Here is an 11,821-nt window from a genome sequence, read left to right as displayed (position 1 = left end):
TGTTATACCATTTTAAGTTTTTCGGTTATAATATCACAGGCGGTGTCTATTAACCTATAAACATGCTCAAACCCATTGATTCCGCCGTAATAAGGGTCTGGTACTTCCTTTTCAAAGTCATCTACTTCGCTTAATAACAAACAAACTTTGGCGGCCTGTTCTTTATTTTTGCTTAAACCGATGATATTGGCATAGTTGCTTTTGTCCATGGCGTAGATCACATCAAAATTATCAAAATCGGAAACCGTAAATTTTCTTGACTTCTGCCCACTGATATCTACACCGTATTTTTTAGCAACGGCTATGGATCTTTTATCGGGCGGTTCCCCAATATGATAACCGGCCGTACCGGCGGAATCTACAAAAACCGTATCGGGATGTACCTTGCTCTGTAAAATACCTTCCGCTAATGGCGACCTACAGATATTCCCAAGGCAAACCATTAACACTTTCGTCTTCATTAAAGATCAGGAGAGTTTTTTTGTCAGGTCGTCTATGTACTTGCGGAACTGTTTATCGGTCTCGGCGAGATTATCTACCGTTTTACATGCGTGTAAAACGGTGGCATGATCTCTTTTGCCTATTTGTGAGCCAATACTGGCAAGTGAGGCTTTGGTGAATTTTTTGGCAAAGAACATGGCAAGTTGTCTTGCCTGGACAATGTGCCTTTTTCTGGTCTTGGACTGTAAAGTGGCCACATCCATTTCAAAATAATCCGATACTACTTTTTGGATATAATCTATGGACACTTCCCGCTTGGTATTCTTTACGAATTTTTCCACTACCTGTTGCGCAAGTTCCAACGTTACTTCCCGCTTGTTCAGGGTAGATTGTGCGATCAGGGAAATGATAGCACCCTCCAACTCCCGAATATTCGTCTTAATATGCTTGGCAACATACTCCACAATATCGTTAGGCATTTCAACACCGTCCCTGTATAATTTGTTCTTAAGAATAGATATGCGGGTTTCATAATCCGGACTTTGTAATTCAGCGGAGAGCCCCCATTTAAATCTGGATAGTAAACGTTGTTCAATATCCTGCATGTCCACGGGTGCCTTATCGGATGTAAGTACTACTTGCTTTCCGTTTTGGTGCAAATGATTGAAAATATGGAAGAAAACATCCTGTGTGCCCGATTTCCCCGAAAGGAACTGAACATCATCAATAATAAGCACATCTATCAATTGATAGAAATGAATAAAATCGTTTCGGGTATTCTTTTTTACCGAATCTATGTATTGTTGTGTAAACTTTTCGGCGGAAATATACAATACGGTACGTTCCGGATACTTATCCTTTATTTCAACACCAATGGCATGTGCCAAGTGTGTTTTGCCAAGTCCGACCCCCCCAAAGACCAATAAGGGGTTAAAGGAGGTGCCGCCAGGTTTATTGGCAACGGCCATACCTGCGGAACGGGCCAGGCGGTTGGAATCCCCTTCCAGAAAGTTATCGAAATTATAACTCGGATTTAATTGGGATTCTATCTTTATGTTCCTGATTCCGGGAATGACAAAGGGATTTCTGAGTTCCGGGTTCTTGGATTTTATGGGAACGTCCATTTCTTGAGGACTCATATTGCCCCTGTTGGAACTGGGGATTTTTTCGGTAAAAGGTTCCTTGTTGCCATAAGTGTTCTCCATGCGGATAATGTAGACCAATTTGGCGGATTCCCCCAACTCTTTTGTTAAGGCTACTTTAAGCAATTTTACATAATGTTCTTCCAGCCATTCATAGAAAAATTTACTGGGGACTTGGATGCTGAGCGCATTCTCCGTTAACTTAACAGGTTTTATAGGTTCAAACCATGTTTTAAATGCCTGCGGCTGAATGTTATCTTTGATAAACATTAAACAGTTTTTCCAAACGGAATTTGCAGTCACACTCATTATTTAAAATCAATCTAATTGTTGGTCGGTACTAAACTTATAGAGCCAAAATTAACCGGGTCGAATCTGGTTTTATATGGTAGACAAATATGTGAACAAAAATTCTAAAAAAAAAATCAATTCCTATTGAATTTGACCTTTTTTTTTCTCATGTTCGCTTGCCGATATGGGGGTGCTTTAAATATATACTTTTTACTTTAAAAATAATGGTTTTTAACGAGATTTCTTTTAGGGTCAGATATGGGGAAACGGATCAGATGGGCGTAGTGTACCATGGTAACTATGCGCAGTATTTTGAAATGGGACGTGTGGAATGGTTGAGAAAATTGGGAGTTTCCTATAAAGAAATGGAAACTAGGGGCATTATGTTGCCCGTTATAAGCCTTGAAGCAAAATATTTAAAACCCGCCTTATATGATGATGTAATAACCGTTAAGACCGTTTTAAAAAAAATACCTTCCGTAAGAATTGAATTTGATTATATCATTAACAATGAACAGGGTGAAATTCTGGTACGGGCAAATACTGTTTTGGCCTTCATGGACGCTAATAGGAAAAAGCCCATAAAATGTCCCGATTATATCCTTGATAAATTAAAATAAGGATCCCATTATTTCCTGAAACTCACCTTGACCTTATGTAAAGCATTTAGGGATTCCTTTATGTGTTCAAGATCTCTTTTTCGAACGGCAATTTCCATTTCACAATGAAGTCCTAAATCTTGGGAATGGAGTATAAGATCATACTTTTTTATAAAACGCATGACCGTATTCATTTGATCGTAATCAAATTTTATGAAAAAGTGTTCCTTTAATATCCTTTCTACGGTTGTTGAACTTTCCAGTACCATTTTGGCAGCATTCCTATAGGCATTTATCAAACCGCCCACCCCAAGTTTGGTGCCACCAAAAATACGGACTATGGCTACTAATATATTAGTGAGTTGAAAGGATTGTATTTGACCGTAAATGGGCATTCCCGCAGAATTATTGGGTTCCCCATCATCATTTGCACGGTAGCTTATGGTAGATGTACCTATTTGCCAGGCATAACATACATGGTTTGCCGTAGGGTGTTGTTTTCTTAACCGATCAATGTGATCCTTTACGGCTTCTTCGCTTTCAATAGGGAAGGCATATCCAAAAAACTTACTTTTTCTATCCTTAAAAAGCACTTCCTCGGAGGCCTTGGAAATGGTCCTATACGTATCTTTTATTTCCATTGCTCGTATTCATTGCTCAAAAACTAGGGTTCAATTTAGAATATAGCGACCAGCAGGATACTGATTACCGCCATTCCCACTCCTATCCAATTCTTTACACTTAGACGTTCCTTAAAGAGCAGTATGCCAAAAATAGTTGAAAGCATTACAATGGCAACATTGTTCAAGGTGAAAATGGCCGCGCTGGTAAGCCCTTCAAATTGCAATGCTTTTAAAAGAAAGTAGATCGAGAAAAAGTTGGGAACACCTAATGTTATGCCTCCCAATACGTTTCTAAAATTCTTTTTTATTGGTTTTTTTATGGCACTAATGCCGATGAACAAAAGCCCCGTGACTGCGGCAGCGGCAAAAACCGTTGCGCAAAAAATGGGGAATTCCTCTTGTGGCACCAAGGTTTCCTGAAAGTACTTTATAGCAGTATCGATCAAACCAGAACCTAAAAATACCAATAAGGGCAAGACCAGCATCGAAGAGCGGAATTTTATGGCCCTTTCTTTAAGGGAAGCCAAATAAACGGCTAAAATAGCGACTAAAACTCCAATGATCTTTATGCTCCCCAGTACTTCTTTATATAACAAAACCCCAACGATTACCGGCATTACAAAAGACATTTTTGTAGCTACGGATGCGACCGAAACCCCCAATCGTTGGGAGGTGGCGGCCATAAGATTAAAAACGATAATGAACAATACCCCCAAGGCCATAGCCCCCAAAAACCATTTTTTTGAGGGAATCCCCATCAAATACATATCCCCGGTATATACTATTAAACCTACAAGGCACGCTACAATGTAATTGGTTATAATAGCATAAAGCGTTTGAATGTTATAAACACTGAACAGTTTGAAGATCACAAAAATAAGACTCGAAAAAAGAACGCTGAGTATGAGATAAAACATTTATAGCTTGTTGGTTAATTGAACAATATCCTCTTTCCCTACCTTAAGGTTCCAGCATCTAATTCCCATGCTTTCGGCGGTATCCGTATTCTCTTTGGTATCGTCAATAAAAAAAGTTTCACGGGCGATCAAATTGTTTTCCTTCAGGACAAACTCGTAAATATCGCCATTTGGTTTTCGTAGATGAATCTCATGCGAAAGGTAAAATTGCTCAAAACAATTTTTGAATTTAAGATACCTGCCTTTTCCCATGGTTTTGATTACATGATCTATATGCAATGCATTGGTATTACTTAAAAGGAAGAGGCGGTACTTGTTTTCCGATTTTAATTGCCTTATAAATTCCAAACGATATTCCGGAAAATCCAATATCATGGAGTTCCATGCGGAACGGATTGCCTTTTCCGTAACCTTTGGGAAAACCTTTTGTATGTCCAAGGTAAATTCTCGGGAACTTATAAGGCCCATTTCATAGTTTTTGGACAGAACATCTAGTTCCGGGGTCAACGTAGTACAACCCAAACGGAACATGGCCTTAAAAAAAGCGGCTTTATCCAAATTGATAAAAATATCGCCAAAATCAAAGATGATGTTTTTAATCATTTTTTAGGACAGTAAGTTGATCTTCTCGAATGTATCTGGAGTACACGGTACTTCCTGAAATTTTTGGGGCCCCGACCCCATTTTTAAAAATGGACGGACCTTTGAATATACGGGCTTCGTCCCATAATCCGGCATCAATGAACGTTTGCAGGGTCTGTGCCCCTCCCTCTATAATAATACTTTGCATATTTGACCGATATAGCTCCTCACAGATTTGAAAGGCCATGTCCTTTTTATAATCAATGGTCCTGTATTCAATTCCATCCATATCCCCTTTGGGATTTTCAAGTGACGTAAATACCATGGTAGGTTGTGAACCGTCCATCACATGAAATTTTTTGGATAGCTTTCCTTTTGCATCCAAAACGATACGAACGGGGGATTTTCCCGTCCAATCCCGGACATCCAGTTTAGGGTTATCCGCCAGAATCGTATTGGTGCCTGCCAAAATACCCTGTTCTTCACTTCGCCACTGGTGTACAAGTTGTCTTGAGAACGGATTGGTAATCCAATAGGGTTCGGGATTTTCATTTCGTTGGTTATGTTCGGGCGCAATGAACCCGTCTTGGGTCTCTGCCCATTTTAAAATAATAAAAGGGCGTTTTTTGATTTGATAGGTCAAAAAACGTTTGTGATGCTCCCGGCAGGCTTCTTTTGCCACTCCCACTTTTACCGTACAGCCAGCGTTTTTAAGCTTTTCAATTCCTTTTCCCGCTACTTTTTTATGGGGGTCTTTAAGCCCTATAACAACTTTTGGGATTTTGTGTTTTATGATGAAATCCGCACAGGGCGGGGTTTTGCCAAAATGAGAACAAGGTTCCAAGGTTACATAGAGTGTGGATTTTTCCAACTTGGATACATCGGCAATGGCGTTAATGGCATTTACCTCGGCATGGGAACCTCCATAGGGGCTGGTAAACCCTTCGCCGATAATGTTTCCTTCATGAACGATTACACATCCTACCATGGGATTGGGAGCGGTAAAACCCAGTCCGTTTTTGGCAATTTGGATACTGCGTAACATGTGCTTTTCATCAACATGCAATAAGGGAGTGCTATGTTCAGATATTGTTGACATTATCCTGTTTTTTCTGTAGATCCCACTTTATCCTTATGGTCATTTCATGTATATTCACTCATCAAAAATAACACTTTAAAGCTATACCGAAAATAACATGGGAAGTGCTGTTATACGGGAAATACAAAAGAATGACAACCCAGAAGTGGCAAAGGTCGTCCGTAAGGTTTTGGTAGATCTGGGCGTACCAAAAGTGGGTACGGCCTATGCCGATGAAGCGTTAGATCATATGTATGAAAATTATAATGTGCCCAGGGCCACTTATTTTGTTATTGAAGAGGATGGAAAAATAATAGGGTGTGCCGGAGTGGCGCAATTGGATAATTTTGAGGGCAATGTGTGCGAACTTCAAAAAATGTATTTTTTAGAAGCGGCCCGGGGAAGGGGCCTGGGAACCCAAATGATGAATGTGTGTTTGGAAAGGGCCCGGGAATTTGGTTTTGACCAATGCTATTTAGAGACCATGCCCTATATGGAGGCTGCCCAGAAATTATATCAAAAATCGGGATTTACCTATATTGATGCCCCTATGGGAAATACGGGACATTATTCCTGTCCGGTTTGGATGATCAAAGACATATGACAATGCTGCTTAGGGAAATCAAAAATATCTTTCATACGGAGTTGGATGTAATATACGGACAAGAAGAAACGGCCAGTTTCTTCTATCTGTTGATCGCACATTATTTTAATTTGGAACGATTCATCTTAGTGGTTCAACCGGATTATATAATCACCAAAGAACAGGAAAGCCTGATTTTCGAGGCCTTGAGCCAGTTAAAAGAAGAAAAACCCATTCAATATATTATGGGTACTGCGCATTTTATGGAGATGGACCTTAAAGTGGGGCCCGGCGTACTTATCCCTAGACCAGAAACGGAGGAATTGGTGCGTTGGATATTGAGTGATGTAAAGACTTCCCATAGACCGATAACTATTCTGGATATGGGTACCGGAAGCGGATGTATTCCGATCGCATTGGCCAAGTTCATGAAAAATGTAAACCTGAAGGCGTTGGATATTTCAACAGAAGCCTTGAATACTGCAAAAATGAACGCAAAGGCGAATAAGGTGGACGTTGATTTTTTTCAGGCGGATATTCTTGACCTTGACCTTGACCTTGACCTTGAGTTTGATATCATTGTTTCCAATCCCCCTTATGTACGTATGCAGGAAAAGGTGGAAATGCGCAATAATGTAAAAGACCATGAACCCGATATCGCTTTATTTGTGGAGGACGAAAACCCATTATTGTTTTATGGGCATATTTTAAACTTTGGTGAACATAACCTTTCCCAGGATGGGTGGATATTTTTGGAAATCAATCAATATTTAGGAAAAGAAATGATAGAACTGCTCAAAAATTATAATTTTAAGGATATTGAATTGCGAAAGGATATGTTCGGGAACGACCGGATGCTAAAAGCAAGAAAGGGATAAACCTTAAAAATGAGCGGATGAAAAGCGTTGTGGTCTTTTGTGGGAGTAGTGAAGGTTTGGAGCGGGAATACACTGCCCAAGCGTATGCTTTGGGTCGATTTTTGGCAAAACAACACATAAGGTTAGTATACGGCGGTGCAAAGATCGGTGTTATGGGAAAGATAGCCCAGGGTGCCTTGGATGTAGGTGGGACGGTAATCGGGGTCATCCCGGAATTTTTAAAGAAGAAAGAAGTATTCCACGATTCGCTTTCCCGATTGATCGTTACCCAAAACATGCACGAACGCAAGCTGAAAATGCATGAGCTGTCCGATGCTATTATTATGTTGCCCGGAGGTTATGGTACTTTAGAGGAGTTTTTTGAAATGCTTACCTGGTCACAATTGGGATTGCACCAATACCCGATCGGTATTCTGAACACCAACGGCTTTTATGATGAACTGTTGGCAATGCTCAGGAAAATGGTCGGCAAAGGCTTTGTGGCGCAGGAAAGTTATACGATGGTCATGGAAGATACGGATATTGAAAAATTAATCGACAAAATGGAAAATTACAGACCGCTTCCGTTGCCCAAATGGATCAATAAAGAACAATTATAGATGAATATTGAGTTTCAGATTAATGCACTTCGGGACGAACTGCGTGAACATAATTACAATTATTATGTATTGGACAGTCCCACCATTTCGGATTTTGAATTTGATATGAAATTGAAGGAACTTCAGAAATTGGAGGGTGAACACCCCGAGTTTTATGATGCCAATTCGCCCACCTTGCGGGTAGGGGGCATGATTACCAAAAATTTCGAGACCATAGTACACGAGCATCGTATGTATTCTTTGGCCAACTCCTATTCCAAGGAAGATTTGGAGGATTGGGAAAAGCGTATCCAGCGAAACCTGGGCGATGTTCCTGTAGAATATACCTGTGAACTAAAGTATGATGGGGCATCCATAAGTATTACCTATGAACATGGGGAATTGGTCCGTGCCGTGACCCGTGGCGATGGTTTTCAGGGCGATGATGTGACGACGAATATAAAGACCATCAAATCCGTACCGTTACGTTTAAAAGGCGATTATCCCGAAAAATTCGATATCCGTGGGGAGATCGTTTTACCATTTGACGGTTTTGCCCAAATGAACGAGGAGCGTGTGGCCAATGGGGAAGAACCTTATATGAACCCCAGGAATACCGCTTCCGGGAGTTTGAAACTGCAGGACAGTTCATTGGTCGCCCAAAGACCTTTAGAATGTCTTTTATATAGCATCGTTGGAAAGAACACGAATATTTCTACCCAGTTTGAAATGTTGGAAAAGGCCAGGGCATGGGGGTTTAAAGTACCTACGGTGGCCAAGTTGTGCAAAACTACGGATGAGGTATTGGAATTTGTAGAACATTGGGATACCAACCGACACGATTTGCCTTATGAAACGGATGGTGTGGTGATCAAGGTCAACAACCTTCAGCATCAGGACGAGTTGGGCCATACGGCCAAATCACCCCGTTGGGCCCTGGCCTACAAATTTAAGGCGGAACAGGTATTTACGGTGTTGAATGAAATCACGTATCAGGTGGGGCGTACAGGGGCCATAACCCCGGTCGCCAATTTGGAACCGGTACTTTTGGCGGGAACCACGGTCAAACGGGCCTCCCTCCACAATGCAGATCAGATAGCAAAATTGGATATTCGTGAAAAGGATACCGTTTTTGTAGAAAAAGGAGGAGAGATCATTCCCAAGATCATTGCGGTAGATCGATCCAAAAGATCTTTGGATTCGGAACCCGTACAATACATTACCGAATGCCCGGAATGCCATACACGTTTAGAGCGTACCGATGGCGATGCCAAGCACTATTGCCCCAACGAGTATGGTTGCCCACCACAGATAACAGGTCGTATCCAGCATTATATCTCCAGAAAGGCCATGGATATAGAAGGTTTGGGCGGAGAGACCGTAGAGCTATTGTTCAAGGAAGGATTGATAAACGATTATGCCGACCTGTATGACCTGACCAAGGAAGAGATACTTCCTTTGGAACGTATGGCGGAGAAATCCGCGGAGAATTTGATCAATGGGGTCGCCGCTTCTACACAAGTACCTTTTGAACGGGTATTGTTTGCCCTGGGCATCCGTTATGTTGGGGAAACCGTAGCCAAAAAGTTGGCCAGGGCCTATAAAAATATAGAAGCCCTAAAAATCGCTACGCTGGAAGAATTGACCGCAGTGGATGAAATAGGGGAGCGCATTGCGCAGAGTGTGGTCGCATTTTTTGCCAATGAAAAAAATAGAAATGCCATAGAGCGCCTAATGCTCAAGGGAGTCCAATTTGAGCTTTCCGCGGATAAATTGAAAAACCAAACCGATGTATTGACCGGAAATACCTTTGTAGTTTCCGGGGTCTTTGAAACCGTAAGCCGGGACGAATTAAAAAAAATGATAGAGGACAATGGGGGCAAGGTGGGATCTTCCATATCCTCAAAAACCGGTTATCTGGTGGCGGGGGACAAAATGGGTCCCAGCAAACGTACCAAAGCGGAGAAATTGGGCATTCCCATTATTTCGGAACAGGACTTTTTGGGCATGCTTTAAAAATGTTTATGGCTTATTTTGGGGATGTTTTCCGTTCTTTTTTTATCGATGGTTTTTGTATAAAGTCTTGTTATTAAAAAGTTGCTTAAATAAATAACCCTATGATACCCAAGGATTTTCCTGAATTTGAAAAAACACGGTCATTGCCCCAAGCTCCGTCTATCTGGCCGGAAGCCTTAAAGGCCCTATGGTATGAGGCCAAAGGCGATTGGGAAAGCTCCCATAACATTGCACAGGATATGCATGACCATTTAGGGAGTTGGATCCATGCCTATCTGCATAGAAAGGAGGGCGACCGTTTTAATGCAGGCTATTGGTACGGGCAGGCCGGAAAGCCCTACCCTGAAAACAATTTGGAAGAGGAGTTAAGGGAGTTGGTAATCTATGTTTTAAATAGGGAGTAAACTTTAAAGGGGATAAGAGTTTCGTTATCGGTTATGTATATGGAAAGTTGCGTGTTTGTGTACGAGAATTTTCCGTAGGAAAATCAGAAGCAAGCAAACAAAGCAACTAACATTGGATAAGCTAAAACTAGCAATTTTTTATATACTTTGTTGGCAACTGTTATTTTTTTTTCTGATTGTCCGTTTTGTGTCATAATACTGTTTTTGATGTCATGCTGAACTCGTTTCAGCATCTCATAACACCTATAAATATTGCTATTTTATGTTGAGAACCTGAAACAAGTTCAGGTTAACAATGAGGTTTATGATTGATTACGGACATTCAATTTTTTTTTTAATCCGTCTATTAAATGTTTTCAAAGAATAACTTTTCTATTTTATTTTCTTTGTCAAAAACTATATTTATATAATACAAACTTTCTTTCAAATGTTTATACCTAAGTTTTAGGTTAGAAGTATTATTCTTTCCAGATGCAACTTTAGAATCAACAAGCTTAAGCTCCTGAGGATAATTAATTTTAGTAATGATTGATTGAAGTACATTATCAGTTAATTGTTCTATTATTGAAGAAGAAAAAAAGGTTTTTATTTCTTCAATATTAGATGTATTTAATGTTTTAAAAAATTTAGAACTAATTATGTCTAGCGAATTCAATCTATCAGAATTAAAAATTTCTGTTAGTTTATTATTTAATTCATTTCCCCGTAAGTTTTGAGCTATAATAATCCCATTTTCGTCAATTAAAAAATTATTTGGCACACTATGAACTCCATAAATAAGCGCAGCAGTATTTGAATTTCCTTTTAAGTCACTAACGTGTTCCCATTTGAGTTCATCTTCCTTAATTGCTTTTATCCAATTATTCTTATTATTATCTAAGGATACAGCAAATATTTCAAATCCTTTAGTGTTGAATTCTTCGTAAGTTTTTAAAAGATTTGGATTTTCTTGACGACAAGGTCCACACCAAGAAGCCCAGAATTCAAGAAGTATTGTTTTTCCTTTAAAAGTGGAGAGTTTTCTAGAATTACCATTAATATCATTCATTTCAAAATCTATGAAATGGTCTCCAATTTTTACATCTTCATTTAATTTGATATAATCCGAAATTACCTTTCCAAACTCAGAATTTTTATTATTTAATGATAATTTTTTTAAAAAATCAGTGGTTTTTTCTTTGCCAAGTGAATTCATATTGAGCCATAATAAAACACTGCTAATATTACTGTCAGGATTTTTTTCAATAAACTCAATATCTACTTTTTGTTTTTCTTTTTCAGAGAGGCTGTTTTTAGTCTCGTTTAGTTTTTGATATATATCTTGTGTTTTTGAACCTGTAATTTTGGCATTGTTAAAATCTGTCTTAGAAGCATCAAAAGTCATTGAATTATTTTCTATCCACAAATATTTATATTCAGATTTATTTTCTAATACATACAATGATGGAGCGTTTTCTAATACAATATCAAACAAAAATGTATTATTTTTTACCACAGAAGAATCAACTCTTTTATTATTTAATGGATTTACTAAATATAATTTAGTTCCATCTTTTAAGTTGTTAGTTTTTCCTTTTAAATTGCAACTAGTATTTTGTTTTAAATTACAAGAGATAAGTAGTATTACAGTTAAAATTGAAATCGTTTTTTTCATAGTTTAGTAATTGTTGCCAACTACTGGTTGTAGCC

13 protein-coding genes are annotated in these 11,821 nt (G+C 39.2%); 6 read left to right on the top strand and 7 right to left on the bottom strand.

The features are described 5' to 3' along the window. Positions 1 to 2: 2 nt before the first annotated feature. Both ACKWB9_RS13345 and dnaA read right to left on the bottom strand, forming a co-directional pair. Positions 3 to 461, bottom strand: a complete 459-nt coding sequence (locus tag ACKWB9_RS13345; protein WP_414003518.1) for a low molecular weight protein-tyrosine-phosphatase — start codon at positions 459 to 461, stop codon at positions 3 to 5. 6 nt (positions 462 to 467) lie between these two features. Continuing rightward, a complete protein-coding gene (gene dnaA, locus ACKWB9_RS13340; RefSeq protein ID WP_414003517.1) occupies positions 468 to 1,892 on the bottom strand; it encodes a chromosomal replication initiator protein DnaA in 1,425 nt (474 codons plus the stop codon). Between the two features lie 206 nt (positions 1,893 to 2,098). Here dnaA and ACKWB9_RS13335 point away from each other — a divergent pair, with 206 nt between their 5' ends. Next, positions 2,099 to 2,494: an acyl-CoA thioesterase gene (locus ACKWB9_RS13335; RefSeq protein WP_414003516.1), complete on the top strand. Its 396-nt coding sequence runs from the start codon at positions 2,099 to 2,101 to the stop codon at positions 2,492 to 2,494. An 8-nt stretch (positions 2,495 to 2,502) separates the two neighbouring features. Here ACKWB9_RS13335 and ACKWB9_RS13330 read toward each other — a convergent pair whose 3' ends face one another. Genes ACKWB9_RS13330 through ribD form a run of 4 tightly spaced genes read right to left on the bottom strand, consistent with a single transcriptional unit; the run spans position 2,503 to position 5,694 of the window. After that, complete coding sequence (locus ACKWB9_RS13330; protein WP_414003515.1) at positions 2,503 to 3,114, bottom strand: IMPACT family protein; 612 nt, start codon at positions 3,112 to 3,114, stop codon at positions 2,503 to 2,505. Positions 3,115 to 3,149: 35 nt separating this feature from the next. Beyond that, positions 3,150 to 4,013, bottom strand: coding sequence for an EamA family transporter (locus ACKWB9_RS13325; protein WP_414003514.1), 864 nt, complete (start codon positions 4,011 to 4,013; stop codon positions 3,150 to 3,152). After that, the gene (locus tag ACKWB9_RS13320; protein WP_414003513.1) at positions 4,014 to 4,616 is read right to left on the bottom strand and encodes an HAD-IA family hydrolase; all 603 of its coding nucleotides are present in this window, start codon (positions 4,614 to 4,616) and stop codon (positions 4,014 to 4,016) included. Further along, a complete protein-coding gene (ribD, locus tag ACKWB9_RS13315; protein ID WP_414003512.1) occupies positions 4,609 to 5,694 on the bottom strand; it encodes a bifunctional diaminohydroxyphosphoribosylaminopyrimidine deaminase/5-amino-6-(5-phosphoribosylamino)uracil reductase RibD in 1,086 nt (361 codons plus the stop codon). Before ribD ends, ACKWB9_RS13320 begins: the two co-directional genes overlap by 8 nt. 97 nt (positions 5,695 to 5,791) lie before the next feature. Between ribD and ACKWB9_RS13310 the strand changes: the two genes are divergently transcribed. The 5 genes from ACKWB9_RS13310 (at position 5,792) to ACKWB9_RS13290 (ending at position 10,132) form a co-directional block, all read left to right on the top strand. Beyond that, positions 5,792 to 6,277, top strand: a complete 486-nt coding sequence (locus ACKWB9_RS13310) for a GNAT family N-acetyltransferase (RefSeq protein WP_414003511.1) — start codon at positions 5,792 to 5,794, stop codon at positions 6,275 to 6,277. A 2-nt stretch (positions 6,278 to 6,279) separates the two neighbouring features. Continuing rightward, positions 6,280 to 7,134, top strand: a complete 855-nt coding sequence (prmC, locus tag ACKWB9_RS13305; RefSeq protein ID WP_414003510.1) for a peptide chain release factor N(5)-glutamine methyltransferase — start codon at positions 6,280 to 6,282, stop codon at positions 7,132 to 7,134. 17 nt (positions 7,135 to 7,151) lie between these two features. Further along, positions 7,152 to 7,733: an LOG family protein gene (locus tag ACKWB9_RS13300; RefSeq protein WP_414003509.1), complete on the top strand. Its 582-nt coding sequence runs from the start codon at positions 7,152 to 7,154 to the stop codon at positions 7,731 to 7,733. Beyond that, positions 7,734 to 9,728, top strand: coding sequence for an NAD-dependent DNA ligase LigA (gene ligA / locus ACKWB9_RS13295; RefSeq protein ID WP_414003508.1), 1,995 nt, complete (start codon positions 7,734 to 7,736; stop codon positions 9,726 to 9,728). It begins immediately after the preceding gene. A gap of 101 nt (positions 9,729 to 9,829) precedes the next feature. Further along, positions 9,830 to 10,132, top strand: coding sequence for a hypothetical protein (locus ACKWB9_RS13290; protein WP_414003507.1), 303 nt, complete (start codon positions 9,830 to 9,832; stop codon positions 10,130 to 10,132). Between the two features lie 346 nt (positions 10,133 to 10,478). Here the strand turns inward: ACKWB9_RS13290 and ACKWB9_RS13285 are convergent, their stop codons facing one another. Next, positions 10,479 to 11,786 (bottom strand): redoxin domain-containing protein, encoded by a 1,308-nt coding sequence (locus ACKWB9_RS13285; protein ID WP_414003506.1) that lies wholly within the window; start codon positions 11,784 to 11,786, stop codon positions 10,479 to 10,481. Positions 11,787 to 11,821: the final 35 nt, after the last annotated feature.

Source organism: Maribacter spongiae (genome assembly GCF_047345125.1).
Classification (GTDB): Bacteria; Bacteroidota; Bacteroidia; order Flavobacteriales; family Flavobacteriaceae; genus Maribacter.
The sequence above is the reverse complement of the archived record's forward strand: the minus strand, read 5'-3'. Positions and strand labels throughout refer to the sequence as shown.